At 50.3% G+C, this 26,407-nt stretch carries 24 protein-coding genes, 7 tRNA genes, 1 other RNA gene and 1 pseudogene; 26 read left to right on the top strand and 7 right to left on the bottom strand.

The window, feature by feature from the left end; all coding sequences use genetic code 11:
* The first annotated feature begins 11 nt into the window (after positions 1–11).
* The 25 genes and pseudogenes from odhB to pnuC all read left to right on the top strand — a co-directional run bounded on the left by odhB (position 12) and on the right by pnuC (position 17,993).
* Positions 12–1,229, top strand: a complete 1,218-nt coding sequence (gene odhB / locus LG381_RS19475) for a 2-oxoglutarate dehydrogenase complex dihydrolipoyllysine-residue succinyltransferase (protein WP_032224967.1) — start codon at positions 12–14, stop codon at positions 1,227–1,229.
* 181 nt (positions 1,230–1,410) lie between these two features.
* Complete coding sequence (sucC, locus tag LG381_RS19470) at positions 1,411–2,577, top strand: ADP-forming succinate--CoA ligase subunit beta (protein ID WP_001048608.1); 1,167 nt, start codon at positions 1,411–1,413, stop codon at positions 2,575–2,577.
* Positions 2,577–3,446, top strand: coding sequence for a succinate--CoA ligase subunit alpha (gene sucD / locus LG381_RS19465; protein WP_000025458.1), 870 nt, complete (start codon positions 2,577–2,579; stop codon positions 3,444–3,446). The genes sucC and sucD overlap by 1 nt, the downstream gene beginning before the upstream one ends.
* A 246-nt stretch (positions 3,447–3,692) precedes the next feature.
* A pseudogene (locus LG381_RS19460) lies at positions 3,693–4,393 on the top strand (tetratricopeptide repeat protein).
* 1,462 nt (positions 4,394–5,855) lie between these two features.
* Positions 5,856–7,424, top strand: a complete 1,569-nt coding sequence (gene cydA / locus LG381_RS19455; protein ID WP_010345240.1) for a cytochrome ubiquinol oxidase subunit I — start codon at positions 5,856–5,858, stop codon at positions 7,422–7,424.
* A 15-nt stretch (positions 7,425–7,439) separates the two neighbouring features.
* Positions 7,440–8,579, top strand: a complete 1,140-nt coding sequence (gene cydB / locus LG381_RS19450) for a cytochrome d ubiquinol oxidase subunit II (protein WP_000568270.1) — start codon at positions 7,440–7,442, stop codon at positions 8,577–8,579.
* Between the two features lie 14 nt (positions 8,580–8,593).
* Positions 8,594–8,707: a cytochrome bd-I oxidase subunit CydX gene (gene cydX, locus LG381_RS19445; RefSeq protein ID WP_000270283.1), complete on the top strand. Its 114-nt coding sequence runs from the start codon at positions 8,594–8,596 to the stop codon at positions 8,705–8,707.
* On the top strand, positions 8,707–9,000 hold the full coding sequence (ybgE, locus tag LG381_RS19440; protein ID WP_177754078.1) for a cyd operon protein YbgE: 294 nt from the start codon (positions 8,707–8,709) through the stop codon (positions 8,998–9,000). The genes cydX and ybgE overlap by 1 nt, the downstream gene beginning before the upstream one ends.
* A 149-nt stretch (positions 9,001–9,149) precedes the next feature.
* Complete coding sequence (gene ybgC / locus LG381_RS19435) at positions 9,150–9,554, top strand: tol-pal system-associated acyl-CoA thioesterase (RefSeq protein WP_001098372.1); 405 nt, start codon at positions 9,150–9,152, stop codon at positions 9,552–9,554.
* On the top strand, positions 9,551–10,243 hold the full coding sequence (gene tolQ, locus LG381_RS19430) for a Tol-Pal system protein TolQ (protein WP_000131314.1): 693 nt from the start codon (positions 9,551–9,553) through the stop codon (positions 10,241–10,243). The genes ybgC and tolQ overlap by 4 nt, the downstream gene beginning before the upstream one ends.
* A 3-nt stretch (positions 10,244–10,246) precedes the next feature.
* The gene (gene tolR, locus LG381_RS19425; RefSeq protein WP_000090099.1) at positions 10,247–10,675 is read left to right on the top strand and encodes a colicin uptake protein TolR; all 429 of its coding nucleotides are present in this window, start codon (positions 10,247–10,249) and stop codon (positions 10,673–10,675) included.
* 64 nt (positions 10,676–10,739) lie between these two features.
* Complete coding sequence (tolA, locus tag LG381_RS19420; RefSeq protein WP_225762799.1) at positions 10,740–12,017, top strand: cell envelope integrity protein TolA; 1,278 nt, start codon at positions 10,740–10,742, stop codon at positions 12,015–12,017.
* Between the two features lie 132 nt (positions 12,018–12,149).
* A complete protein-coding gene (tolB, locus tag LG381_RS19415) occupies positions 12,150–13,442 on the top strand; it encodes a Tol-Pal system beta propeller repeat protein TolB (RefSeq protein WP_010352214.1) in 1,293 nt (430 codons plus the stop codon).
* 34 nt (positions 13,443–13,476) lie between these two features.
* Positions 13,477–13,998, top strand: coding sequence for a peptidoglycan-associated lipoprotein Pal (pal, locus tag LG381_RS19410; protein ID WP_001295306.1), 522 nt, complete (start codon positions 13,477–13,479; stop codon positions 13,996–13,998).
* Between the two features lie 9 nt (positions 13,999–14,007).
* Positions 14,008–14,799, top strand: a complete 792-nt coding sequence (gene cpoB, locus LG381_RS19405) for a cell division protein CpoB (RefSeq protein ID WP_000097569.1) — start codon at positions 14,008–14,010, stop codon at positions 14,797–14,799.
* 164 nt (positions 14,800–14,963) lie between these two features.
* A tRNA-Lys gene (locus tag LG381_RS19400) sits at positions 14,964–15,039 on the top strand.
* A 26-nt stretch (positions 15,040–15,065) separates the two neighbouring features.
* Positions 15,066–15,141: transfer RNA gene (locus tag LG381_RS19395), tRNA-Val, on the top strand.
* Positions 15,142–15,143: 2 nt separating this feature from the next.
* Positions 15,144–15,219: transfer RNA gene (locus LG381_RS19390), tRNA-Lys, on the top strand.
* 51 nt (positions 15,220–15,270) lie between these two features.
* Positions 15,271–15,346, top strand: a tRNA-Val gene (locus tag LG381_RS19385).
* Positions 15,347–15,349: 3 nt separating this feature from the next.
* A tRNA-Lys gene (locus tag LG381_RS19380) sits at positions 15,350–15,425 on the top strand.
* 48 nt (positions 15,426–15,473) lie between these two features.
* A tRNA-Lys gene (locus LG381_RS19375) sits at positions 15,474–15,549 on the top strand.
* A 132-nt stretch (positions 15,550–15,681) separates the two neighbouring features.
* Positions 15,682–15,757: transfer RNA gene (locus tag LG381_RS19370), tRNA-Lys, on the top strand.
* A 24-nt stretch (positions 15,758–15,781) separates the two neighbouring features.
* Positions 15,782–15,913: non-coding RNA, RtT sRNA (locus LG381_RS19365), on the top strand.
* Positions 15,914–16,192: 279 nt separating this feature from the next.
* On the top strand, positions 16,193–17,236 hold the full coding sequence (gene nadA / locus LG381_RS19360) for a quinolinate synthase NadA (RefSeq protein WP_105281080.1): 1,044 nt from the start codon (positions 16,193–16,195) through the stop codon (positions 17,234–17,236).
* A gap of 37 nt (positions 17,237–17,273) precedes the next feature.
* Entirely contained in the window at positions 17,274–17,993 is a 720-nt protein-coding gene (pnuC, locus tag LG381_RS19355; RefSeq protein WP_225762798.1) for a nicotinamide riboside transporter PnuC, read from the top strand.
* On the opposite strand, the gene zitB is transcribed toward pnuC, so the two are convergent.
* The gene (zitB, locus tag LG381_RS19350; RefSeq protein ID WP_032224980.1) at positions 17,990–18,931 is read right to left on the bottom strand and encodes a CDF family zinc transporter ZitB; all 942 of its coding nucleotides are present in this window, start codon (positions 18,929–18,931) and stop codon (positions 17,990–17,992) included. The genes pnuC and zitB overlap by 4 nt on opposite strands.
* A 114-nt stretch (positions 18,932–19,045) precedes the next feature.
* Positions 19,046–19,426 (bottom strand): YbgS-like family protein, encoded by a 381-nt coding sequence (locus LG381_RS19345; protein WP_000784355.1) that lies wholly within the window; start codon positions 19,424–19,426, stop codon positions 19,046–19,048.
* 315 nt (positions 19,427–19,741) lie between these two features.
* Here LG381_RS19345 and aroG point away from each other — a divergent pair, with 315 nt between their 5' ends.
* Entirely contained in the window at positions 19,742–20,794 is a 1,053-nt protein-coding gene (gene aroG, locus LG381_RS19340) for a 3-deoxy-7-phosphoheptulonate synthase AroG (protein ID WP_001109199.1), read from the top strand.
* Positions 20,795–20,958: 164 nt separating this feature from the next.
* Here aroG and gpmA read toward each other — a convergent pair whose 3' ends face one another.
* The 5 genes from gpmA to galE all read right to left on the bottom strand — a co-directional run bounded on the left by gpmA (position 20,959) and on the right by galE (position 26,172).
* A complete protein-coding gene (gene gpmA / locus LG381_RS19335) occupies positions 20,959–21,711 on the bottom strand; it encodes a 2,3-diphosphoglycerate-dependent phosphoglycerate mutase (protein ID WP_001295305.1) in 753 nt (250 codons plus the stop codon).
* A gap of 202 nt (positions 21,712–21,913) precedes the next feature.
* Entirely contained in the window at positions 21,914–22,954 is a 1,041-nt protein-coding gene (gene galM, locus LG381_RS19330) for a galactose-1-epimerase (RefSeq protein WP_225762797.1), read from the bottom strand.
* Positions 22,948–24,096: a galactokinase gene (galK, locus tag LG381_RS19325; protein WP_000053447.1), complete on the bottom strand. Its 1,149-nt coding sequence runs from the start codon at positions 24,094–24,096 to the stop codon at positions 22,948–22,950. The genes galM and galK overlap by 7 nt, the downstream gene beginning before the upstream one ends.
* Before the next feature lie 3 nt (positions 24,097–24,099).
* Complete coding sequence (gene galT / locus LG381_RS19320) at positions 24,100–25,146, bottom strand: galactose-1-phosphate uridylyltransferase (RefSeq protein ID WP_000191494.1); 1,047 nt, start codon at positions 25,144–25,146, stop codon at positions 24,100–24,102.
* A gap of 9 nt (positions 25,147–25,155) precedes the next feature.
* Positions 25,156–26,172: a UDP-glucose 4-epimerase GalE gene (gene galE / locus LG381_RS19315; RefSeq protein ID WP_225762796.1), complete on the bottom strand. Its 1,017-nt coding sequence runs from the start codon at positions 26,170–26,172 to the stop codon at positions 25,156–25,158.
* Between the last annotated feature and the right edge of the window lie 235 nt (positions 26,173–26,407).

Here is a 26,407-nt window from a genome sequence, read left to right as displayed (position 1 = left end):
AAGGATACATAATGAGTAGCGTAGATATTCTGGTCCCTGACCTGCCTGAATCCGTAGCCGATGCCACCGTCGCAACCTGGCATAAAAAACCCGGCGACGCAGTCGTACGTGATGAAGTGCTGGTAGAAATCGAAACTGACAAAGTGGTACTGGAAGTACCGGCATCAGCAGACGGCATTCTGGATGCGGTTCTGGAAGATGAAGGTACAACCGTAACGTCTCGTCAGATCCTTGGTCGCCTGCGTGAAGGCAACAGCGCCGGTAAAGAAACCAGTGCCAAATCTGAAGAGAAAGCGTCCACTCCGGCGCAACGCCAGCAGGCGTCTCTGGAAGAGCAAAACAACGATGCGTTAAGCCCGGCGATCCGTCGTCTGCTGGCTGAACACAACCTCGACGCCAGCGCGATTAAAGGCACTGGTGTCGGTGGTCGTCTGACCCGTGAAGATGTGGAAAAACATCTGGCGAAAGCCCCGGCGAAAGAGTCTGCACCGGCAGTTGCTGCTCCGGCGGCGCAACCGGCACTGGCTGCACGTAGCGAAAAACGTGTACCAATGACTCGCCTGCGTAAGCGTGTGGCAGAGCGTCTGCTGGAAGCGAAAAACTCCACCGCCATGCTGACCACGTTCAACGAAGTCAACATGAAGCCGATTATGGATCTGCGTAAGCAGTACGGTGAAGCGTTTGAAAAACGCCACGGCATCCGTCTGGGCTTTATGTCCTTCTACGTGAAAGCGGTGGTTGAAGCCCTGAAACGTTACCCGGAAGTGAATGCGTCTATCGATGGCGATGATGTGGTTTACCACAACTATTTCGACGTCAGCATGGCGGTTTCTACACCGCGCGGTCTGGTGACGCCGGTACTGCGTGATGTCGATACCCTAGGCATGGCAGACATCGAGAAGAAAATCAAAGAGCTGGCAGTTAAAGGCCGTGACGGCAAGCTGACGGTTGAAGATCTGACCGGTGGTAACTTCACCATCACCAACGGTGGTGTGTTCGGTTCCCTGATGTCTACGCCGATCATCAACCCGCCGCAGAGCGCAATTCTGGGTATGCACGCTATCAAAGATCGTCCGATGGCCGTGAATGGTCAGGTTGAGATCCTGCCGATGATGTACCTGGCGCTGTCCTACGATCACCGTCTGATCGATGGTCGCGAATCCGTGGGCTTCCTGGTAACGATCAAAGAGTTGCTGGAAGATCCGACTCGTCTGCTGCTGGACGTGTAGTAGTTTAAGCTTCACCTGCACTGTAGACCGGATAAGGGATCGCCCTCTTCGGCAATGGAAGCCTGATGCGACGCTGGCGCGTCTTATCAGGCCTACGGGTGACCGACAATGCCCGGTAGCGATACGTCATACTCGGTCTACGGTTTAAAAGATAACGATTACTAAAGGATGGACAGAACACATGAACTTACATGAATACCAGGCAAAACAACTTTTTGCCCGCTATGGCTTACCGGCGCCAGTGGGTTATGCCTGTACTACTCCGCGCGAAGCAGAAGAAGCCGCTTCAAAAATCGGTGCTGGTCCGTGGGTAGTGAAATGTCAGGTTCACGCTGGTGGCCGTGGTAAAGCGGGCGGTGTGAAAGTTGTAAACAGCAAAGAAGATATCCGTGCTTTTGCAGAAAACTGGCTGGGTAAACGTCTGGTAACGTATCAAACAGACGCCAATGGCCAACCGGTTAACCAGATTCTGGTTGAAGCAGCGACCGATATCGCTAAAGAGCTGTATCTCGGTGCTGTTGTTGACCGTAGTTCCCGTCGCGTGGTCTTTATGGCCTCCACCGAAGGCGGCGTGGAAATCGAAAAAGTGGCGGAAGAAACCCCGCACCTGATCCACAAAGTTGCGCTTGATCCGCTGACTGGCCCGATGCCGTATCAGGGACGCGAGCTGGCGTTCAAACTGGGTCTGGAAGGTAAACTGGTTCAGCAGTTCACCAAAATCTTCATGGGTCTGGCGACCATTTTCCTTGAGCGCGACCTGGCGCTTATCGAAATCAACCCGCTGGTTATTACCAAACAGGGCGATCTTGTCTGCCTCGACGGCAAACTGGGCGCTGACGGAAACGCACTGTTCCGCCAGCCTGATCTGCGCGAAATGCGTGACCAGTCGCAGGAAGATCCGCGTGAAGCACAGGCTGCACAGTGGGAACTGAACTACGTTGCGCTGGACGGTAACATCGGTTGCATGGTTAACGGCGCGGGCCTGGCAATGGGCACCATGGACATCGTTAAACTGCACGGCGGTGAACCGGCTAACTTCCTGGACGTTGGCGGCGGCGCAACCAAAGAACGTGTAACCGAAGCGTTCAAAATCATCCTCTCTGACGACAAAGTGAAAGCCGTTCTGGTTAACATCTTCGGCGGTATCGTTCGTTGCGACCTGATCGCTGACGGTATCATCGGCGCGGTAGCGGAAGTGGGTGTTAACGTACCGGTCGTGGTACGTCTGGAAGGTAACAACGCCGAACTCGGCGCGAAGAAACTGGCTGACAGCGGCCTGAATATTATTGCAGCAAAAGGTCTGACGGATGCAGCTCAGCAGGTTGTTGCCGCAGTGGAGGGGAAATAATGTCCATTTTAATTGATAAAAACACTAAGGTTATCTGCCAGGGCTTTACCGGTAGCCAGGGGACTTTCCACTCTGAACAGGCCATTGCATACGGCACTAAAATGGTTGGCGGCGTAACCCCAGGTAAAGGCGGCACTACCCACCTCGGCCTGCCGGTATTCAACACCGTGCGTGAAGCCGTTGCCGCCACTGGCGCTACCGCTTCTGTTATCTATGTACCAGCGCCGTTCTGCAAAGACTCCATTCTGGAAGCCATCGACGCAGGCATCAAACTGATTATCACCATCACTGAAGGCATCCCGACGCTGGATATGCTGACTGTGAAAGTGAAACTGGATGAAGCAGGCGTTCGTATGATTGGCCCGAACTGCCCGGGAGTAATCACTCCGGGTGAATGCAAAATCGGTATTCAGCCGGGTCACATTCACAAACCGGGTAAAGTGGGTATCGTTTCCCGTTCCGGTACACTGACCTATGAAGCGGTTAAACAGACCACGGATTACGGTTTCGGTCAGTCTACCTGTGTCGGTATCGGCGGCGATCCGATCCCTGGCTCTAACTTTATCGACATTCTCGAAATGTTCGAAAAAGATCCGCAGACCGAAGCGATCGTGATGATCGGTGAGATCGGCGGTAGCGCCGAAGAAGAAGCGGCTGCGTACATCAAAGAGCACGTCACCAAGCCAGTTGTTGGGTACATTGCCGGGGTGACTGCGCCGAAAGGCAAACGTATGGGTCATGCTGGTGCTATCATTGCCGGTGGTAAAGGGACTGCGGATGAGAAATTCGCCGCTCTGGAAGCCGCAGGCGTGAAAACTGTTCGCAGCCTGGCTGATATCGGTGAAGCACTGAAAACTGTTCTGAAATAAATATCTGTAATAAGAAATAGCCCTCGCCGCTTCCCTCTACAGGAATGGCGAAGGGCTGTCGGTTTCGACATGGTTGGCCATCTTATGATGGCCTTTTTTGTTTTTATTCGGGCGCTAATCTGAAAAGCTTTCCCGCTGCTTTTTTTCCCATCCCTTGCGTAATAATGCCCGGCGAAATATCTCTTCTCCATTCAGTAAAAGGATTTATACATGAAGACAATTATTCTGCCGGTTGCTCTGACCCTGATGGGTATAAATGCGGACGTTTATGCGGCCGATGTAAAGATCGATATTTTAAGTGCGACAGTGAAAGATAAACGCATTGAGGGGGCATCGGTGACGCTGCAACGCAATGGCGCGCAGTCTGTTTCTGGTATCACAAATGCCTCGGGCGGCGTTAGTCTGGGGTCTTCATTTGCTGATAATCAAGATGCTTTATTAATCGTCAAAAAAGACGGTTATTCCAATCTTTTAACGACACCACATTAGACGTCAGTGATTTAGCCACTGTGTTAACGCCAGCGACAGGTACTGCAACTCCGGCTGCGCTTGCAATGCAAAACAGTGGAGATACTCAACTGGCAAGAAAATATAATCGTGAAGGTGAAGCTGTTTACAAAACCGGTCAACTTGAGCAAGCCATTCAACTCTTCCAACAGGCAACAGAATTAGACGGCAATTACGGACAGGCATTTAGTAACCTGGGTCTGGCTTATCAGAAAAATGGCAACATAGCAGAAGCGATTTGGGCAAATCGTAAAGCGATCTCGTTAGCCAGTGGAGCAAATGCGGCGACAACGCGCGCTAACTCCTATTATAACATTGCTAAAATTTATGAAATCGCAGGTCAGAACGCCGATGCCTTGCAGCATTATCAACTGTCGTATGCGGAAAAAAATAAGCCCTCTTATGAAGAAGCTATCGCACGTGTAAAAGCAAAAATGTAAATCAGCTGTATTTTGAGGGCAACTGATGATGCCCACTGTTTACGAACATTTTATTTTCCGGTTACACAGTTTCCTGATTTGACCTGCGTGAGAGGCGCAGGTCATTAATCATTTCAAACGTGAACTACGGTCGAAAATATTATTTCAGTATGAATTAATATATATTTTTTTTGGGGCTTTATAAGTAGCTGGTGCTTCTTTACAATGCGATTGTATAAAAAACTTTTTTAATGTAATTAGTTATATCACTCGATGTACTACTGAATTATCAACTATTACTTTAAGGTTCAGTAGTCGTAAAGCTGTATCTCCAGATAACTAAATTTCTGACATCTTACAATATCATCATCTTCAAATAGTTAATTTTAGAATATTACACTGCTAAAACAGGTAAATTAAAGCAATCTATTAGATGTTGCAGAACAACCTTGATTCCAACGGCGAAATCGCTGCTGCTCATATGGAGCTGAATATCACTCAGTTCATGCTTGATGAGTCGATATCGCTATATCCATAGATAGGGGAGAGTACAATCGCATCAACGCCAATCACATGTGTTGCTTTCTTCATGGGGAATCCTTTGTAAGGCAGAGAGTTAATATTTTTTAGACAAGGTAGCGTGTATCCGAGAATATCCAGTGTTTTCTAACGCCTGGTTATAATTCCGTTTGGTTGTTTCGTATCACTGCTATAACAATTTCTCTTGATTTTCGATCGTTGAGCGAATCATTGAATACCGATCAGGAAATATCAATACCATATATCATTTCTTTTGAAAATTCTTGTTCTATCTGACTATACCGAAGGTATCTATTTCTTTTCGTGATTATTACCAGAAAAACAATAAGTGACGGATTTACAGTATGTTGCTCATAAAGACAACAATCAATTAACTTTGATAAAAATTTGTTATGTGGAATAGCAACAAATTGGCTACTCTAATCAATTAGGATTACAAAAAGTCGATAAGGCGGCTCTGTTAAATAAAATACTGGTTTTTTATCTATATATTTCCATGCCGGTAATTTTACTGTGTTATTTGGTTACAATAAATTAACAATAAAATTACTAGTGGCTCATGATTTACACATAATTAACATATCTGATTGATTTTGATATAAATCAATTTTTAATTCTTGAAAAAAATCTGCAAAACGAGATAAATTGTCGTAGATCAAATTGGTGAGATGGTGACAATTTCGCTATAAATTGATCACTGTCGAAAAATGCAATTTTGCTCAATAAAAACCTGTTTATTGTAAGGATTTTGCGGCGTAATATAATTACGGGATCAATTTGGTTTATTCATTAACATATTTGTAACTTTTTTATCATTGTCTTTCCTCTTTTGATGAAATGGCAACGGTAGGGGCGAGCAAATAATTTTGTATTGGGGCATGCGTGTGACCCTTTCTAACGGGGTTCACTCTCGGAGTCTTCATGCGATGAGCAAGGAGTCATGATGTTAGATATAGTCGAACTGTCGCGCTTACAGTTTGCCTTGACCGCGATGTACCACTTCCTTTTTGTGCCGCTGACGCTCGGTATGGCGTTCCTGCTGGCCATCATGGAAACGGTTTACGTCCTTTCCGGCAAACAGATTTATAAAGATATGACCAAGTTCTGGGGCAAGTTGTTTGGTATCAACTTTGCTCTGGGTGTGGCAACCGGTCTGACCATGGAGTTCCAGTTCGGGACTAACTGGTCTTACTATTCCCACTATGTAGGGGATATCTTCGGTGCGCCACTGGCAATCGAAGGTCTGATGGCCTTCTTCCTCGAATCCACCTTTGTAGGTCTGTTCTTCTTCGGTTGGGATCGTCTGGGTAAAGTTCAGCATATGTGTGTCACCTGGCTGGTGGCGCTCGGTTCAAACCTGTCCGCACTGTGGATTCTGGTTGCGAACGGCTGGATGCAAAACCCAATCGCGTCCGATTTCAATTTCGAAACTATGCGTATGGAGATGGTGAGCTTCTCCGAGCTGGTGCTTAACCCGGTTGCTCAGGTGAAATTCGTTCACACTGTAGCGTCTGGTTATGTGACTGGCGCGATGTTCATCCTCGGTATCAGCGCATGGTATATGCTGAAAGGTCGTGACTTCGCCTTCGCAAAACGCTCCTTTGCTATCGCTGCCAGCTTCGGTATGGCTGCCGTCTTGTCTGTTATTGTTCTGGGTGATGAATCTGGTTACGAAATGGGCGATGTGCAGAAAACCAAACTGGCTGCTATTGAAGCCGAGTGGGAAACTCAACCTGCGCCCGCCGCCTTTACTCTGTTTGGTATTCCTGATCAGGAAGAGCAGACGAACAAATTTGCGATCCAGATCCCTTACGCGCTGGGTATTATCGCAACGCGTTCCGTGGATACACCGGTTATCGGCCTGAAAGAACTGATGGTGCAGCACGAAGAACGTATTCGTAACGGGATGAAAGCGTACTCTCTGCTCGAACAACTGCGTTCTGGTTCCACCGATCAGGCTGTACGTGACCAGTTCAATAGCATGAAGAAAGACCTCGGTTACGGTCTGCTGCTGAAACGCTATACGCCAAACGTGGCAGATGCGACTGAAGCGCAGATTCAACAGGCAACCAAAGACTCCATTCCACGTGTAGCGCCGCTGTACTTCGCGTTCCGTATCATGGTGGCGTGTGGCTTCCTGCTGCTGGCAATTATTGCGCTCTCCTTCTGGAGTGTCATCCGCAACCGCATTGGCGAGAAAAAATGGCTGCTGCGCGCTGCGCTGTACGGTATTCCGCTGCCGTGGATTGCTGTAGAGGCGGGCTGGTTCGTTGCTGAATATGGTCGCCAACCGTGGGCTATCGGTGAAGTGTTGCCTACCGCAGTAGCGAACTCGTCGCTGACTGCAGGCGATCTCATCTTCTCGATGGTGCTGATTTGCGGCCTGTATACCCTGTTCCTGGTGGCAGAATTGTTCTTAATGTTCAAATTTGCACGCCTTGGCCCAAGCAGCCTGAAAACCGGTCGCTATCACTTTGAGCAGTCTTCAACGACTACTCAGCCGGCACGCTAAGACAGGAGTCGTCAAATGATCGATTATGAAGTATTGCGTTTTATCTGGTGGCTGCTGGTTGGCGTTCTGCTGATTGGTTTTGCAGTCACTGACGGTTTCGACATGGGGGTGGGGATGCTCACCCGTTTCCTCGGTCGTAACGACACCGAGCGTCGAATTATGATTAACTCTATCGCGCCACACTGGGACGGTAACCAGGTATGGCTGATCACCGCAGGCGGCGCGCTGTTCGCTGCCTGGCCGATGGTCTATGCCGCTGCGTTCTCCGGCTTCTATGTCGCGATGATCCTCGTGCTGGCGTCTTTGTTCTTCCGTCCGGTCGGTTTTGATTACCGTTCCAAGATTGAAGACACCCGTTGGCGCAACATGTGGGATTGGGGCATCTTCGTAGGTAGCTTCGTTCCACCGCTGGTGATTGGCGTGGCATTCGGTAACCTGTTGCAGGGCGTACCGTTCAACGTGGATGAGTATCTGCGTCTGTATTACACCGGTAACTTCTTCCAGTTGCTTAACCCGTTCGGCCTGCTGGCAGGTGTGGTGAGCGTAGGGATGATCATTACTCAGGGCGCGACCTATCTGCAGATGCGTACCGTGGGCGAACTGCACCTGCGTACCCGTGCAACAGCTCAGGTGGCGGCGCTGGTGACACTGGTCTGCTTCGCACTGGCTGGCGTATGGGTGATGTACGGTATCGACGGTTATGTCGTTAAATCGACAATGGATCATTACGCAGCATCTAACCCGCTGAATAAAGAAGTTGTTCGTGAAGCTGGCGCATGGTTGGTGAACTTCAACAATATGCCGATTCTGTGGGCTATTCCGGCGCTGGGTGTTGTTCTGCCGCTGCTGACCATCCTGACTGCACGTATGGATAAAGCCGCGTGGGCGTTTGTGTTCTCCTCCCTGACGCTGGCCTGTATCATCCTGACTGCCGGTATTGCAATGTTCCCGTTTGTGATGCCGTCCAGCACCATGATGAACGCAAGCCTGACAATGTGGGATGCAACTTCCAGCCAGCTGACGCTTAACGTCATGACCTGGGTTGCGGTGGTTCTGGTTCCGATCATTCTTCTCTACACCATCTGGTGTTACTGGAAAATGTTCGGACGTATCACCAAAGAAGATATTGAACGTAACACCCACTCTCTGTACTAAGTAAGGAGCTAATAATGTGGTATTTCGCATGGATTCTGGGAACGCTTCTTGCCTGTTCATTTGGGGTAATCACCGCGCTGGCGCTTGAGCACGTCGAATCAGGTAAAGCCGGTCAAGAAGACAGCTAATGAGCAAGATTATCGCAACCTTGTATGCGGTAATGGACAAGCGCCCTCTGCGGGCGCTTTCCTTCGTGATGGCGCTTCTGTTAGCAGGATGTATGTTTTGGGATCCATCACGTTTCGCCGCGAAGACCAGTGAACTGGAAATCTGGCATGGTTTATTGCTGATGTGGGCCGTCTGTGCTGGCGTGATTCACGGCGTGGGTTTTCGTCCGCAGCAGGTTCTTTGGCAAGGGATTTTTTGCCCACTGCTTGCCGATATTGTTCTCATTGTCGGGCTGATTTTCTTCTTCTTTTAAATCAGAATTCTCTTTAAAAATTTATGGACCTTCAACAGTCCATAAATTTTTACGCTCCCTTAACTTGCCCTCATTCCCAAACCTCAATCGCACGCGTATAGTAGCAGCGTTTAAAAGTTCTAACTTTTGTTGCATTACCGGGATGTAAAGTGAATACAACGCTGTTTCGATGGCCGGTTCGCGTCTACTATGAAGATACCGATGCCGGTGGTGTGGTGTACCACGCCAGTTACATCGCTTTTTATGAAAGAGCACGCACAGAGATGCTGCGTCACCATCACTTCAGTCAACAGGCGCTGATGGCTGAGCGTGTTGCCTTCGTGGTACGTAAAATGACGGTGGAATATTACGCACCTGCACGGCTCGACGATATGCTCGAAATACAGACTGAAATAACATCAATGCGTGGCACCTCTTTGGTTTTCACGCAACGTATTGTCAACGCTGAGAATACTCTGCTGAATGAAGCCGAGGTTCTGATTGTTTGCGTTGACCCACTCAAAATGAAGCCTCGTGCGCTTCCTAAGTCTATTGTCGCGGAGTTTAAGCAGTGACTGACATGAATATCCTTGATTTGTTCCTGAAGGCTAGCCTTCTGGTTAAACTTATCATGTTGATTTTGATTGGTTTTTCAATCGCATCTTGGGCCATTATTATCCAGCGGACCCGTATTCTGAACGCTGCGGCGCGTGAAGCCGAAGCGTTTGAAGATAAATTTTGGTCTGGAATCGAACTTTCTCGCCTCTATCAGGAGAGCCAGGGAAAACGGGATAATCTCACTGGTTCGGAACAAATCTTTTACAGCGGGTTCAAAGAATTTGTGCGCCTGCATCGTGCCAATAGCCATGCGCCGGAAGCCGTAGTAGAAGGGGCCTCACGAGCGATGCGTATCTCGATGAACCGTGAACTGGAAAATCTGGAAACGCACATTCCATTCCTCGGTACGGTAGGTTCCATCAGCCCATATATTGGTCTGTTTGGTACAGTCTGGGGGATCATGCATGCCTTTATCGCTCTTGGCGCAGTGAAGCAGGCAACGCTGCAAATGGTTGCGCCCGGTATCGCAGAAGCGTTGATTGCGACGGCAATTGGTCTGTTCGCCGCAATTCCAGCGGTAATGGCTTATAACCGCCTCAACCAGCGCGTAAACAAACTGGAACTGAATTACGACAACTTTATGGAAGAGTTTACCGCGATTCTGCACCGCCAGGCGTTTACCGTTAGTGAGAGCAACAAGGGGTAAGCCATGGCCAGAGCGCGTGGACGAGGTCGTCGCGATCTCAAGTCCGAAATCAACATTGTTCCGTTGCTGGACGTACTGCTGGTGCTGTTGCTGATCTTTATGGCGACAGCGCCCATCATTACCCAGAGCGTGGAGGTCGATCTGCCAGACGCTACTGAATCGCAGGCGGTGAGCAGTAACGATAACCCGCCAGTGATTGTTGAAGTGTCTGGTATTGGTCAGTACACCGTGGTGGTTGAGAAAGATCGTCTGGAGCGTTTACCCCCAGAGCAGGTGGTGGCGGAAGTGTCCAGCCGTTTCAAGGCTAATCCGAAAACGGTCTTTCTGATCGGTGGCGCAAAAAATGTGCCTTACGATGAAATAATTAAAGCACTGAACTTGTTACATAGTGCGGGTGTGAAATCGGTTGGTTTAATGACGCAGCCTATCTAAGCATCTGCGTTTCCCTTGCTTGAAAGAGAGCGGGTAACAGGCGAACAGTTTTTGGGAACCGAGAGTGTCAAAGGCAACCGAACAAAACGACAAGCTCAAGCGGGCGATAATTATTTCAGCAGTGCTGCATGTCATCTTATTTGCGGCGCTGATCTGGAGTTCGTTCGATGAGAATATAGAAGCTTCAGCCGGAGGCGGCGGTGGTTCGTCCATCGACGCGGTAATGGTTGACTCAGGTGCGGTAGTTGAGCAGTACAAACGTATGCAAAGCCAGGAATCAAGCGCGAAGCGTTCCGAAGAGCAGCGCAAGATGAAGGAACAGCAGGCTGCTGAAGAACTGCGTGAGAAACAAGCGGCTGAACAGGAACGCCTGAAGCAACTTGAGAAAGAGCGGTTAGCTGCTCAGGAACAGAAAAAGCAGGCTGAAGAAGCCGCTAAACAGGCCGAGTTAAAGCAGAAGCAAGCGGAAGAGGCGGCAGCGAAAGCGGCAGCAGATGCCAAAGCGAAGGCCGAAGCGGATGCCAAAGCAGCCGCAGAAGCTGCGAAGAAAGCGGCTGCAGACGCGAAGAAAAAAGCGGAAGCAGAAGCCGCCAAAGCCGCTGCTGAAGCACAGAAAAAAGCCGAGGCTGAAGCCGCTAAAGCTGCTGCGGCGCTGAAGAAGAAGGCGGAAGCAGCAGAAGCCGCAGCAGCAGAAGCGAGAAAAAAATCGGCTGCCGAAGCTGCTGAAAAAGCGAAGGCCGAAGCTGAGAAGAAAGCAGCGGCAGAAAAAGCTGCTGCTGATAAGAAAGCGGCAGCAGAGAAAGCCGCAGCCGAGAAAAAAGCAGCAGAAAAAGCGGCTGCTGAAAAGGCTGCTGCTGATAAGAAAGCAGCTGCAGAAAAAGCCGCCGCAGACAAAAAAGCGGCAGCGGCAAAAGCAGCCGCTGAAAAAGCCGCTGCAGCAAAAGCTGCCGCAGAGGCAGATGATATTTTCGGTGAGCTAAGCTCTGGTAAGAATGCACCGAAAACCGGTGGTGGTGCGAAAGGGAACAATGCTTCGCCTGCCGGGAGTGGTAATACTAAAAACAATGGCGCATCAGGGGCCGATATCAATAACTATGCCGGGCAGATTAAATCTGCTATCGAAAGTAAGTTCTATGACGCATCGTCCTATGCAGGCAAAACCTGTACGCTGCGCATAAAACTGGCGCCAGATGGTATGTTACTGGATATCAAACCTGAAGGTGGCGATCCCGCACTTTGTCAGGCTGCGTTGGCAGCAGCTAAACTTGCGAAGATCCCGAAACCACCAAGCCAGGCAGTATATGAAGTGTTCAAAAACGCACCATTGGACTTCAAGCCGTAATCGCGATGTTGACCGTCACGGCGGTTAACATCAAACATCGGTTGTCGCTGGGTTCTGGTAGTTTTGTGTATTTGAGTTTGTTAACATTCTGCTAAATTATCGTGGGCTATCTGTCCAGATAAGGGAGATATGATGAAGCAGGCATTACGAGTAGCATTTGGTTTTCTCATACTGTGGGCATCAGTTCTGCACGCTGAAGTCCGCATTGTGATCGACAGCGGTGTAGATTCCGGTCGTCCTATTGGTGTAGTTCCTTTCCAGTGGGCAGGCCCTGGCGCGGCACCCGAAGATATTGGTGGCATCGTTGCTGCTGACTTGCGTAACAGCGGTAAGTTTAATCCGTTAGATCGCGCTCGTCTGCCACAGCAGCCGGGTAGTGCGCAAGAAGTGCAACCTGCTGCATGGTCTGCATTGGGCATTGATGCTGTCGTTGTAGGTCAGGTCACTCCGAATCCTGACGGCTCTTACAATGTTGCTTATCAGCTGGTTGATACCGGCGGTGCGCCGGGTACTGTACTTGCTCAGAACTCATATAAAGTTAACAAGCAATGGCTGCGTTATGCTGGTCATACCGCCAGTGACGAAGTGTTTGAAAAACTGACCGGCATTAAAGGTGCGTTCCGTACCCGTATTGCCTACGTTGTTCAGACCAATGGCGGTCAGTTCCCGTATGAACTGCGCGTATCTGACTATGACGGTTACAACCAGTTTGTGGTTCATCGCTCACCGCAGCCGCTGATGTCTCCGGCGTGGTCACCGGATGGCTCTAAACTGGCATATGTCACCTTCGAAAGCGGTCGTTCCGCGCTGGTCATCCAGACGCTGGCAAATGGCGCTGTACGTCAGGTAGCTTCATTCCCTCGTCACAATGGTGCGCCTGCATTCTCGCCAGACGGCAGCAAACTGGCATTCGCTCTGTCGAAAACCGGTAGCCTGAACCTGTACGTAATGGATTTGGCTTCTGGTCAGATTCGTCAGGTGACTGATGGTCGCAGCAACAACACCGAACCGACCTGGTTCCCGGACAGCCAGAACCTGGCCTTCACTTCTGACCAGGCCGGTCGTCCGCAGGTTTATAAAGTGAATATTAACGGCGGTGCGCCACAACGTATTACCTGGGAAGGTTCTCAGAACCAGGATGCGGATGTCAGCAGCGACGGTAAATTTATGGTAATGGTCAGCTCCAATGGTGGACAGCAGCACATTGCCAAACAAGATCTGGTAACGGGAGGCGTACAAGTTCTGTCGTCAACGTTCCTGGATGAAACGCCAAGTCTGGCACCTAACGGCACTATGGTAATCTACAGCTCTTCTCAGGGGATGGGATCCGTGCTGAATTTGGTTTCTACAGATGGGCGTTTCAAAGCGCGTCTTCCGGCAACTGATGGACAGGTCAAATTCCCTGCCTGGTCGCCGTATCTGTGATAATAATTAATTGAATAGTAAAGGAATCATTGAAATGCAACTGAACAAAGTGCTGAAAGGGCTGATGATCGCTCTGCCTGTTATGGCAATTGCGGCATGTTCTTCCAATAAGAACGCCAGCAATGACGGCAGCGAAGGCATGCTGGGTGCCGGCACTGGTATGGATGCGAATGGCGGCAATGGCAATATGTCTTCCGAAGAGCAGGCTCGTCTGCAAATGCAACAGCTGCAGCAGAACAACATCGTTTACTTCGATCTGGACAAGTACGATATCCGTTCTGATTTCGCTCAAATGCTGGATGCACACGCAAACTTCCTGCGTAGCAACCCGTCTTACAAAGTCACCGTAGAAGGTCACGCGGACGAACGTGGTACTCCGGAATACAACATCTCCCTGGGTGAACGTCGTGCGAACGCCGTTAAGATGTACCTGCAGGGTAAAGGCGTTTCTGCAGACCAGATCTCCATCGTTTCTTACGGTAAAGAAAAACCTGCAGTGCTGGGTCATGACGAAGCGGCATACTCCAAAAACCGTCGTGCGGTACTGGTTTACTAAGAGAATTGCATGAGCAGTAACTTCAGACATCAACTATTGAGTCTGTCGTTACTGGTTGGTATAGCGGCCCCCTGGGCCGCTTTTGCTCAGGCACCAATCAGTAGTGTCGGCTCTGGCTCGGTCGAAGACCGCGTCACTCAACTTGAGCGTATTTCTAATGCTCACAGCCAGCTTTTAACCCAACTCCAGCAACAACTCTCTGATAATCAGTCCGATATTGACTCCCTGCGTGGTCAGATTCAGGAAAATCAGTATCAACTGAATCAGGTCGTGGAGCGGCAAAAGCAGATCCTGTTGCAGATCGATAGCCTCAGCAGCGGTGGCGCAGCGGCGCAATCAACCAGCGGCGATCAAAGCGGTGCGGCGGCATCAACGACGCCAACAGCTGATGCAGGTACTGCGAATGCTGGCGCGCCGGTGAAAAGCGGCGATGCAAACACGGATTACAATGCAGCTATTGCGCTGGTACAGGATAAATCCCGCCAGGATGACGCAATGGTGGCATTTCAGAATTTCATCAAAAATTACCCTGATTCAACTTACCTGCCAAACGCCAATTATTGGCTGGGTCAGTTAAACTACAACAAGGGTAAGAAAGATGATGCGGCCTACTATTTTGCTTCGGTGGTGAAAAACTATCCGAAGTCACCGAAGGCTGCGGATGCGATGTTTAAAGTTGGCGTCATCATGCAGGACAAAGGTGACACCGCGAAAGCGAAAGCCGTGTACCAGCAGGTTATCAGTAAATACCCTGGGACTGATGGCGCAAAACAGGCGCAAAAACGTCTGAACGCGATGTAATGCATAACACACGACCAGAAGTCGCATTATTTCTGGTCGTGTCGTGCGAATCATAAGCAGTTGAGTGATCTACATCGAAATTTTTGTTGCGCTCAAATCTGAAATCAGTAATATATGCCGCCGTTGCCACGGGATATCAAACAACTCGAAAGCAACGCAAAAGTGGGTCGTTAGCTCAGTTGGTAGAGCAGTTGACTTTTAATCAATTGGTCGCAGGTTCGAATCCTGCACGACCCACCACTTTAAGTAGTATCCAGCGTAGTATCGGGTGATTAGCTCAGCTGGGAGAGCACCTCCCTTACAAGGAGGGGGTCGGCGGTTCGATCCCGTCATCACCCACCACCGGGTCGTTAGCTCAGTTGGTAGAGCAGTTGACTTTTAATCAATTGGTCGCAGGTTCGAATCCTGCACGACCCACCACTAATTACGGTGGGTTCGGTGGAAGTAGTTTGTAGTATCCAGCGCAGTATCGGGTGATTAGCTCAGCTGGGAGAGCACCTCCCTTACAAGGAGGGGGTCGGCGGTTCGATCCCGTCATCACCCACCACTCGGGTCGTTAGCTCAGTTGGTAGAGCAGTTGACTTTTAATCAATTGGTCGCAGGTTCGAATCCTGCACGACCCACCAATTTTAATATTGGCATCAAGTAAAAAATCTTTCAGGTAACACCCGTATGGGTCGTTAGCTCAGTTGGTAGAGCAGTTGACTTTTAATCAATTGGTCGCAGGTTCGAATCCTGCACGACCCACCAATTTAAAGGTGGTCTCTGGTAGAGAACGTGAAGGATAACGTTGCGTTAGCAACGGCTCGAAGGGCGAGACGAAGTCGAGTCATCCTGCACGACCCACCATCCTGAATGATTAAAGCAGCATAATCCCGCAAGGGGTCGTTAGCTCAGTTGGTAGAGCAGTTGACTTTTAATCAATTGGTCGCAGGTTCGAATCCTGCACGACCCACCAATGTAAAAAAGCGCCCTAAAGGCGCTTTTTTGCTATCTGAGATATTCAAAGATTCGAACCTGCAGCAGGTTCGAGTTGAGCGCAGCGAAACAACGGAGCCGCTCGCGGCGACGACCCGAAGGGCGAGCGAAGCGAGTCATCCTGCACGAACCACCAGTGTAAAAAAGCGCCCTAAAGGCGCTTTTTTGCTATTCAGGCATTCCACAATTTCAATTCTTAACCCTGATGACATACTTTGCGCTTGCTGCGTAAGCAACTCTACGTCGGTGGAAATAAGATACCTGGCATTACATCCGACATCTCATACGTAATTCGAGTGACTTTCCCCCACTGTTCGGCTATCTTGTTTAGCATATAAAACGAATAAAACCGATAACGGCGAACATCACGCTTTATATCGGTTTAAATGTTAAGCCTGTAAAACGAGATGGCAAGATGAGCGTGATGTTTGATCCTGAAGCGGCGATTTATCCTTTCCCCCCGAAGCCGACGCCGTTAAGCATTGATGAGAAAGCGTATTACCGTGAGAAAATAAAACGTCTGCTAAAAGAACGTAATGCGGTGATGGTTGCCCACTACTATACCGATCCTGAAATTCAACAACTGGCAGAAGAAACGGGTGGTTGTATTTCTGATTCTTTAGAAATGGCGCGCTTTGGTGCCAAACATCCCGCTTCAACGCTACTCGTAGCCGGGGTGAGATTTATGGGAGAAACTGCCAAAATTCTCAGCCCGGAAAAAACAATTCTGATGCCGACACTTCAGGCTGAATGTTCACTGGATCTCGGCTGCCCAATTGAAGAATTTAACGCATTTTGTGATGCCCATCCCGATCGCACTGTCGTGGTCTACGCTAACACTTCTGCTGCAGTAAAAGCGCGTGCAGACTGGGTGGTGACTTCAAGTATTGCTGTTGAACTCATTGATCATCTGGATAGTCTGGGTGAAAAACTCATCTGGGCACCAGACAAACACCTGGGGCGTTACGTACAAAAGCAGACGGGGGCAGATATTATATGCTGGCAAGGTGCCTGCATTGTGCATGATGAGTTTAAGACTCAGGCGTTAATCCGTTTACAAAAACAACACCCTGATGCAGCCATACTGGTGCATCCGGAATCACCACAAGCCATTGTCGATATGGCGGATGCGGTCGGTTCCACAAGTCAGTTGATCAATGCTGCGAAAACATTGCCGCATCGGCGCCTTATTGTGGCGACTGACCGGGGTATCTTCTACAAAATGCAGCAGGCAGTGCCAGACAAAGAGTTACTGGAAGCACCAACCGCTGGCGAGGGAGCAACTTGCCGTAGCTGCGCGCATTGCCCGTGGATGGCCATGAATGGCCTTCAGGCCATCGCAGAGGCATTAGAACAGGAAGGAAGCAATCACGAGGTTCATGTTGATGAAAGGCTGCGAGAGAGGGCGCTAGTGCCGCTCAATCGTATGCTGGAATTTGCGGCTACACTACGTGGATAACGAATAATAAGGCGTAACGTTACGCTTTGGGGGAAAGATGGATTTTTTTAGCGTACAGAATATCCTGGTACATATACCAATAGGGGTGGGCGGTTACGATCTTTCATGGATCGAAGCGGTAGGCACGATCGCCGGGTTGCTGTGTATTGGCCTTGCCAGTCTGGAGAAGATCAGCAACTACTTCTTTGGCCTGATCAACGTCACCTTGTTTGGCATTATTTTCTTTCAGATTCAGCTGTATGCCAGCCTGCTATTACAGGTGTTTTTCTTTGCCGCGAATATTTACGGCTGGTATGCGTGGTCGCGACAAACCAGTCAGAACGAGGCGGAGTTGAAAATTCGCTGGTTACCATTGCCGAAGGCATTAACCTGGCTGGCGGTTTGTGTCATTGCTATTGGTCTGATGACGGTATTTATCAATCCGGTGTTTGCATTTTTGACCCGCGTGGCAGTCATGATCATGCAAGCATTAGGATTACAGGTTGCGATGCCTGAACTGCAACCGGACGCCTTCCCGTTCTGGGATTCCTGCATGATGGTACTCTCCATCGTGGCAATGATTCTGATGACGCGGAAATACGTCGAAAACTGGTTGCTGTGGGTCATTATTAACGTAATTAGCGTGGTGATTTTCGCCTTGCAGGGCGTCTATGCCATGTCGCTGGAGTATCTGATCCTGACGTTTATTGCCCTCAACGGCAGCCGAATGTGGATCAACAGCGCACGCGAAAGAGGTTCACGCGCGCTGTCCCATTAATGGTGATGATGTGAATGGCCAGACACCCCTTCATTCAGGTGGCAGTCTGGCCCATGACAAGGTTGATATTCCATCTGGATGGTGGCGTGCTCAATCTGATAGTGATCCATCAGATAATGTTGGATCTTGTCCAACAACGCATCGTGATCGTGTGGCGGGATCACCTGCACATGCAGCGTCATTACTGGCTTCTCACCCACCATCCACACGTGTACATGATGCACATTGCGGACTTCCGGAATTTCCCGACACATACGGCGCTTGAGTTCAGCGATATCCAGCGACACCGGCGCACCTTCAAGTAATTCATTCACGCTGTCTTTCAATAATCGCCACGCGCTGCGCAGAACCAGAAGCGACACCAGTATCGAGAGAATGGGGTCAGCAGGCGTCCAGCCGGTCCAGATAATAATCAACGCGGCAACGATAGCACCAACCGAACCCAGAAGATCTCCCAGTACATGCAGTGCCGCTGCGCGCACATTGAGGTTTTTCTCTTCGCTGCCGTGATGCAGTAACCAGAAAGAAAGTATATTTGCCAACAACCCAGCCACGGCAATTGCCATCATCATGCCGCCCTCGACCGGACGCGGCGTGCGGAAGCGTTCTATCGCCTCCCAGACAATCAAAATGGTAATCACCACCAGGGCGATGGCATTCACAAACGCCGCGAGCGTGGTCAATCTTAGCCAACCGAAAGTGTGGCGGATGGTGGGAGGACGACGTGAAAATTGTACGGCAAGCAGGGCGAAAAGCAGGGCGGCAGTATCGGTCAACATATGACCCGCGTCGGCCAGCAACGCCAGAGAGCCTGAGAGAAAACCGCCAATAACCTCAACCAGCATAAACCCGGCAGTCACGCCGAAAGCATACAACAAGCGACGAGCATTATTATCTTCTGGCAGGTGTGAGGAAGCGTGTGAGTGTGAGTGCGCCATGACGAGTCATCCCTTAATTTATCTCACTTAACTTTATGACATCATACTGCTTTTAGAAGGGAAAAATTAAAAAGGAGAGCCTCCGCTCTCCCATTATCAGCCATATATCCTGGCTTACTGCGTAGTACCGTCGGTTTTGGTATCGACATCATTGTTGATGCCATCACCGGTTTGTACTTTTTTATTAATGTCCGGGCAGCGACCATCTTTGCACATCGTATTTTTGTGCTCTTCATCTTTGGTCATGCCGTCATTGTCCATTGATGAACCGTTCGGGTGCAGCATGGTGCCGCCTGAGTTGTTATTAACCCCGCTATTATCAACGTTATTTGGTGCGACATTTTCACGGGCGTCCGGGGCAACCTGACCCGCATCAGCTGCGGCGTTTGCCTGGCCATTATTGGTTTGCGCTCCGCTATCGGCAGCCAGCGCGGCACCGCTGGCAAGGCTTAGAGTGGCAGTCAGAAATAGTGTGGCCAGTTTTGTCATTTTCATAGGATGCTCCTGTTATGGTCGTTATGTCGGATAACCTCTTCCAACAGTGCATTTGCAGGTGAATATCAGGTAATGGTTTAAGATTTCAGCCAGAAGAATAAATCCAGCAGAGAATCTTGAAAAAATTAATAAACAGAGAAGTTACAGTTAGAAATTGTAGGTCAGATCTCGTTTTTCGCGACAATCTGGCGTTTTTCTTGCTAATTCCAGGATTAATCCGTTCATAGTGTAAAACCCCGTTTACACATTCTGACGGAAGATATAGATTGGAGGGATTGCATTCACCAAGATAAGTATGGCAACACTGGAACAGACATGAATTATCAGAACGACGATTTACGTATCAAAGAAATCAAAGAGTTACTTCCACCTGTCGCACTGCTGGAAAAATTCCCCGCTACTGAAAATGCCGCGAATACGGTTGCCCATGCCAGAAAAGCGATCCATAAGATCCTGAAAGGTAATGATGATCGCCTATTAGTGGTGATTGGCCCGTGTTCTATTCATGATCCCGTCGCGGCTAAAGAGTATGCCACTCGCTTGCTGGCGCTGCGTGAAGAGCTGAAAGATGAGCTGGAAATCGTTATGCGCGTCTATTTTGAAAAGCCGCGCACCACGGTGGGCTGGAAAGGGCTGATCAACGATCCGCATATGGATAACAGTTTCCAGATCAACGACGGTTTGCGCATTGCCCGTAAGTTGCTGCTCGATATTAACGACAGTGGTCTGCCAGCGGCGGGTGAATTTCTCGATATGATCACCCCGCAGTATCTCGCTGACCTGATGAGTTGGGGCGCAATTGGTGCACGTACAACCGAATCTCAGGTTCACCGCGAACTGGCGTCCGGTCTTTCTTGCCCGGTAGGTTTCAAAAATGGCACCGACGGTACGATTAAAGTGGCTATCGATGCTATTAATGCCGCCGGTGCGCCGCATTGCTTCCTGTCTGTGACCAAATGGGGGCATTCGGCGATTGTGAATACCAGCGGTAACGGTGATTGCCATATCATTCTGCGCGGCGGTAAAGAGCCTAACTACAGCGCGAAGCACGTTGCTGAAGTGAAAGAAGGGCTGAACAAAGCAGGCCTGCCAGCACAGGTGATGATCGATTTCAGCCATGCTAACTCGTCCAAACAATTCAAAAAGCAGATGGATGTTTGTGCTGACGTTTGCCAGCAGATTGCCGGTGGCGAAACAGCCATTATTGGCGTGATGGTGGAAAGCCATCTGGTGGAAGGCAATCAGAGCCTCGAGAGCGGGGAGCCGCTGGCCTACGGTAAGAGCATCACCGATGCCTGCATCGGCTGGGAAGATACCGATGCTCTGTTACGTCAACTTGCGAATGCAGTAAAAGCGCGTCGCGGGTAAGGTTTAATTGTCGGATGCACCGCCAGAGTGGCGTATCCGATTAATCACCGTAGGCATGATAAGACGCGCAGCGTCGCATCAGGCAATGTGCTCCTGCTCCATTGTTAGCAACAAAAAAGCCGACTTATTTGCAGTCGGCTTTCTCATTTTTAAACGAATGACGTTTACTTCGCTTTACCCTGGTTTGCAACGGCTGCTGCTTTCGCCGCGATCTCGTCAGCATTACCCAGATAATAGCGTTTCAGCGGTTTGAAGTTCTCGTCAAACTCATAAACCAGCGGCACGCCGGTCGGGATATTCAGCTCAAGAATCTCTTCTTCGCTCATGTTATCGAGATATTTCACCAGCGCACGTAACGAGTTACCGTGTGCTGCGATGATCACGCGCTCACCGCTCTTCATACGCGGCAGAATGGTTTCATTCCAGTAAGGGATCACGCGATCAATGGTCAGCGCCAGACTTTCAGTCAGCGGCAGTTCTTTCTCGCTCAGCTTCGCGTAACGCGGATCGTGACCCGGATAACGCTCATCATCTTTAGTCAGCTCCGGCGGAGTCACCGCAAAACCACGACGCCACTGTTTCACCTGCTCGTCGCCATACTTTTCAGCGGTTTCTGCTTTGTTCAGACCCTGCAACGCACCGTAGTGACGTTCGTTCAGTTTCCAGGATTTCTCAACGGGCAGCCATGCCTGATCCAGTTCGTCCAGCACATTCCACAGGGTATGGATAGCGCGTTTCAGCACAGAGGTGTAAGCAAAGTCAAAGCTGTAACCTTCCTCTTTCAGCAGCTTACCTGCTGCTTTTGCTTCGCTTACGCCTTTCTCAGACAGATCCACGTCGTACCAACCGGTGAAACGGTTTTCTTTGTTCCACTGACTTTCGCCATGACGAACCAGAACCAGCTTAGTTACAGCCATATACTTACTCCTCAAATCATCTTTTAATGATAATAATTCTCATTATATTGCCGTGGCGAAGCAACAGCAATGCTTACGCATAACCATAGCGAAAATAGTGTCGCAGTGTAAGGTTGTTGTGAATATTGAGTTGCAAATATGTCGGTGTTTGCTGGTGATTTGGACAATATGAAGATAAAGCCCTCATGACGAGGGCTTCAGGTTACTCAGCAATAAACTGATATTCCGTCAGGCTGGAATACTCTTCGCCTGGACGCAGGAAGCAGTCCGGTTGCGGCCATTCAGGATGGTTAGGGCTGTCCGGCAGAAACTCGCTTTCCAGAGCCAGCCCTTGCCAGTCGGCGTAAGGTTCGGTTCCTCGTGACGGCGTGCCGCCGAGGAAGTTGCCGGAGTAAAATTGCAAAGCCGGAGCGGTGGTGTAGACCTTCAGCTGCAATTTTTCATCTGCTGACCAGACATGCGCCGCCACTTTCTTGCTATCACCTTTGGCCTGCAACAAAAACGCGTGATCGTAACCTTTCACTTTGCGCTGATCGTCGTCGGCAAGAAACTCACTGGCGATGATTTTGGCACTGCGGAAATCAAAAGATGTCCCGGCGACAGATTTCAGGCCGTCGTGCGGAATGCCGCCTTCATCAACCGGCAGATATTCGTCCGCCAGAATCTGCAACTTGTGATTACGCACGTCAGACTGCTCGCCGTCGAGGTTGAAATAGACGTGGTTAGTCATATTCACCGGGCAAGGTTTATCAACTGTGGCGCGATAAGTAATAGAGATACGGTTATCGTCGGTCAGACGATACTGCACCGTCGCGCCGAGATTCCCCGGAAAGCCTTGATCGCCATCTTCTGAAGTCAGGGCAAACAGCACCTGACGATCGTTCTGGTTAACAATTTGCCAGCGGCGTTTGTCGAACCCTTCCGGGCCGCCATGCAGCTGGTTAACACCCTGACTTGGCGAAAGCGTCACGGTTTCACCGCCAAAGGTATAACGACTATTGGCGATACGGTTGGCATAACGACCAATAGAGGCTCCCAGAAACGCGGCCTGATCCTGGTAGCATTCCGGGCTGGCGCAGCCGAGCAGCGCCTCGCGGACGCTGCCATCGGAAAGCGGAATACGGGCTGAAAGTAAAGTCGCACCCCAGTCCATCAGCGTGACTACCATCCCTGCGTTGTTACGCAAAGTTAACAGTCGGTACGGCTGACCATCGGGTGCCAGTGCGGGAGTTTCGTTCAGCACTGTCCTGCTCCTTGTGATGGTTTACAAACGTAAAAAGTCTCTTTAATACCTGTTTTGGCTTCATATTGTTCAGCGACAGCTTGCTGTACGGCAGGCACCAGTTCTTCCGGGATCAGCGCGACGATACAGCCGCCAAATCCGCCACCGGTCATGCGTACGCCACCTTTGTCGCCAATCACAGCTTTTACGATTTCTACCAGAGTGTCAATTTGCGGCACGGTGATTTCGAAATCATCGCGCATAGAGGCATGAGACTCCGCCATCAGCTCGCCCATACGCTTCAGGTCGCCTTGCTCCAGCGCGCTGGCTGCTTCAACGGTACGGGCGTTTTCAGTCAGGATATGACGCACGCGTTTCGCCACGATCGGATCCAGTTCATGCGCAACCGCGTTGAACTCTTCAATGGTGACATCGCGCAGGGCTGGCTGCTGGAAGAAACGCGCACCGGTTTCACACTGTTCACGACGGGTGTTGTATTCGCTGCCAACCAGGGTACGTTTGAAGTTACTGTTGATGATGACGACAGCCACACCTTTCGGCATGGAAACGGCTTTGGTTCCCAGAGAGCGGCAATCGATCAGCAAGGCATGATCCTTCTTACCCAGTGCGGAAATTAGCTGATCCATGATCCCGCAGTTACAGCCAACAAACTGATTTTCTGCTTCCTGACCGTTAAGCGCGATTTGTGCGCCGTCCAGCGGCAGATGATAAATCTGCTGCAATACGGTTCCGACCGCGACTTCCAGTGAGGCGGAAGAACTTAACCCGGCACCCTGCGGCACATTGCCGCTGATCACCATGTCCACACCGCCGAAGCTGTTGTTACGCAGTTGCAGATGTTTCACCACGCCACGAACGTAGTTCGCCCATTGATAGTTTTCATGCGCGACAATGGGCGCATCGAGGGAAAACTCGTCAGTCTGATTTTCATAATCGGCTGCCATTACGCGAACTTTACGGTCATCGCGTGGCGCACAGCTAATCACGGTTTGATAATCAATCGCGCAGGGCAGAACGAAACCGTCGTTGTAGTCGGTGTGTTCGCCAATAAGATTCACGCGCCCAGGCGCCTGAATGGTATGAGTGGCAGGGTAGCCAAATGCGTTGGCAAACAGAGATTGTGTTTTTTCTTTCAGACTCATTTCTTACACTCCGGATTCGCGAAAATGGATATCGCTGACTGCGCGCAAACGCTCTGCTGCCTGTTCTGCCGTCAGGTCACGCTGGGTCTCTGCCAACATTTCATAACCGACCATAAATTTACGTACAGTGGCAGAGCGCAACAGAGGTGGATAAAAGTGCGCGTGCAGCTGCCAGTGTTGATTCTCTTCGCCATTAAACGGCGCGCCGTGCCAGCCCATAGAATAGGGGAAGGAACACTGGAAGAGGTTGTCATAACGACTGGTCAGCTTTTTCAACGCCAGCGCCAAATCGCTGCGCTGGACGTCGGTCAAATCGGTGATCCGCAAAACGTGGGCTTTGGGCAACAGTAGCGTTTCGAACGGCCAGGCAGCCCAGTAGGGCACTATGGCTAACCAGTGCTCGGTTTCGACAACGGTACGACTACCGTCTGCCAGTTCACGCTGGACATAATCCACCAGCATTGGCGATTTCTGTTCGGCGAAATATTCTTTTTGCAGGCGGTCTTCACGCTCAGCTTCGTTAGGCAGGAAGCTATTTGCCCAAATCTGACCGTGCGGATGCGGGTTAGAGCACCCCATCGCCGCACCTTTGTTTTCAAAAACCTGCACCCACGGGTATGTTTTCCCTAGTTCTGCGGTTTGCTCTTGCCAGGTTTTGACGATTTCTGTCAATGCTGCAACGCTGAGCTCTGGCAGTGTTTTACTGTGATCCGGTGAAAAGCAGATCACCCGGCTGGTGCCACGCGCGCTCTGGCAACGCATCAGCGGATCGTGACTTTCCGGCGCGTCTGGCGTGTCGGACATCAGCGCCGCAAAGTCATTGGTAAAAACGTAAGTCCCGGTGTAATCGGGGTTTTTATCGCCTGTCACCCGCACATTACCTGCGCAAAGGAAGCAATCTGGATCGTGCGCAGGTAACACCTGTTTGGCTGGCGTTTCCTGCGCCCCCTGCCAGGGGCGCTTAGCGCGGTGCGGTGAAACCAGAATCCATTGCCCGGTGAGTGGGTTATAGCGGCGATGTGGATGATCAACGGGATTAAATTGCGTCATGGTCGTTCCTTAATCGGGATATCCCTGTGGATGGCGTGACTGCCAGTGCCAGGTGTCCTGCGCCATTTCGTCAAGAGTGCGCGTTACGCGCCAGTTCAGTTCGCGCTCGGCTTTGCTGGCGTCCGCCCAGTAGGCCGGAAGGTCGCCTTCGCGACGCGGTGCAAAATGATAATTAACCGGTTTGCCGCAGGCTTTGCTGAAGGCATTAACCACGTCCAGCACGCTGCTGCCTACGCCTGCGCCGAGGTTGTAGATGTGTACGCCAGGCTTGTTCACCAGTTTTTCCATCGCCACGACGTGACCGTCTGCCAGGTCCATTACGTGGATGTAATCGCGCACGCCAGTACCGTCTTCGGTCGGATAATCGTTACCAAAAATCGCCAGCGAGTCGCGACGGCCTACAGCAACCTGGGCGATGTACGGCATCAGGTTATTCGGAATGCCTTGCGGATCTTCGCCCATATCGCCCGACGGATGCGCGCCAACCGGGTTGAAGTAGCGCAGCAGGGCAATGCTCCAGTCCGGATGGGCTTTTTGCAGATCGGTGAGGATCTGTTCCACCATCAGCTTGCTTTTGCCGTAAGGGCTTTGCGGTGTGCCGGTCGGGAAGCTTTCAACGTATGGAATTTTGGGCTGATCGCCATAAACGGTGGCGGAGGAGCTAAAAATAAAGTTTTTGACGTTAGCGGCGCGCATGGCGCTAATCAGGCGCAGAGTACCGTTGACGTTGTTGTCGTAATATTCCAGCGGTTTTTGTACCGATTCGCCAACGGCTTTCAGCCCGGCGAAGTGGATCACGGTGTCGATAGCGTGATCGTGCAGGATCTCGGTCATCAACGCTTCGTTACGGATATCGCCTTCAACAAACGTCGGATGTTTGCCGCCTAAACGCTCGATAACAGGCAGTACGCTGCGCTTACTGTTACAGAGGTTATCAAGAATGATGACATCATGACCGTTTTGCAGTAATTGCACGCAGGTATGACTTCCAATGTAACCGCTACCACCGGTAACCAGAACTCTCATAATTCGCTCCATCAGGCTTATGGTATGAAATAACCATAGCATAACAAAGATGCGAAAAGTGTGACATGGAATAAATTAGTGGAATCGTTTACACAAGAATTTAGCCATTTTCTATGCGCAATTAAATGATTATAAAACAGAGGGTTTATGAATGATTGCGCCTTTTATCTGAAAAAAAGCGCGTTTTCATGACTGGATGCGTTAAACCGTAGACCGGATAAGGCGTTCACACCGC

It is taken from the genome of Escherichia sp. Marseille-Q3837 (genome assembly GCF_916618735.1).
In the GTDB taxonomy this organism is placed as follows: domain Bacteria; phylum Pseudomonadota; class Gammaproteobacteria; order Enterobacterales; family Enterobacteriaceae; genus Escherichia; species Escherichia ruysiae.
The sequence above is the reverse complement of the archived record's forward strand: the minus strand, read 5'-3'. Positions and strand labels throughout refer to the sequence as shown.

Bases quoted from the DNA above. Each gene is read 5' to 3' on its own strand.
- galT (WP_000191494.1), bottom strand. From the start codon at position 25,146: ATGACGCAATTTAATCCCGTTGATCATCCACATCGCCGCTATAACCCA.
- LG381_RS19345 (WP_000784355.1), bottom strand. From the start codon at position 19,426: ATGAAAATGACAAAACTGGCCACACTATTTCTGACTGCCACTCTAAGC.
- zitB (WP_032224980.1), bottom strand. From the start codon at position 18,931: ATGGCGCACTCACACTCACACGCTTCCTCACACCTGCCAGAAGATAAT.
- tolB (WP_010352214.1), top strand. From the start codon at position 12,150: ATGAAGCAGGCATTACGAGTAGCATTTGGTTTTCTCATACTGTGGGCA.
- sucD (WP_000025458.1), top strand. From the start codon at position 2,577: ATGTCCATTTTAATTGATAAAAACACTAAGGTTATCTGCCAGGGCTTT.
- pal (WP_001295306.1), top strand. From the start codon at position 13,477: ATGCAACTGAACAAAGTGCTGAAAGGGCTGATGATCGCTCTGCCTGTT.
- galK (WP_000053447.1), bottom strand. From the start codon at position 24,096: ATGAGTCTGAAAGAAAAAACACAATCTCTGTTTGCCAACGCATTTGGC.
- cydB (WP_000568270.1), top strand. From the start codon at position 7,440: ATGATCGATTATGAAGTATTGCGTTTTATCTGGTGGCTGCTGGTTGGC.
- tolR (WP_000090099.1), top strand. From the start codon at position 10,247: ATGGCCAGAGCGCGTGGACGAGGTCGTCGCGATCTCAAGTCCGAAATC.
- aroG (WP_001109199.1), top strand. From the start codon at position 19,742: ATGAATTATCAGAACGACGATTTACGTATCAAAGAAATCAAAGAGTTA.
- odhB (WP_032224967.1), top strand. From the start codon at position 12: ATGAGTAGCGTAGATATTCTGGTCCCTGACCTGCCTGAATCCGTAGCC.
- cydA (WP_010345240.1), top strand. From the start codon at position 5,856: ATGTTAGATATAGTCGAACTGTCGCGCTTACAGTTTGCCTTGACCGCG.
- nadA (WP_105281080.1), top strand. From the start codon at position 16,193: ATGAGCGTGATGTTTGATCCTGAAGCGGCGATTTATCCTTTCCCCCCG.
- sucC (WP_001048608.1), top strand. From the start codon at position 1,411: ATGAACTTACATGAATACCAGGCAAAACAACTTTTTGCCCGCTATGGC.
- galE (WP_225762796.1), bottom strand. From the start codon at position 26,172: ATGAGAGTTCTGGTTACCGGTGGTAGCGGTTACATTGGAAGTCATACC.
- ybgE (WP_177754078.1), top strand. From the start codon at position 8,707: ATGAGCAAGATTATCGCAACCTTGTATGCGGTAATGGACAAGCGCCCT.
- pnuC (WP_225762798.1), top strand. From the start codon at position 17,274: ATGGATTTTTTTAGCGTACAGAATATCCTGGTACATATACCAATAGGG.
- cpoB (WP_000097569.1), top strand. From the start codon at position 14,008: ATGAGCAGTAACTTCAGACATCAACTATTGAGTCTGTCGTTACTGGTT.
- cydX (WP_000270283.1), top strand. From the start codon at position 8,594: ATGTGGTATTTCGCATGGATTCTGGGAACGCTTCTTGCCTGTTCATTT.
- gpmA (WP_001295305.1), bottom strand. From the start codon at position 21,711: ATGGCTGTAACTAAGCTGGTTCTGGTTCGTCATGGCGAAAGTCAGTGG.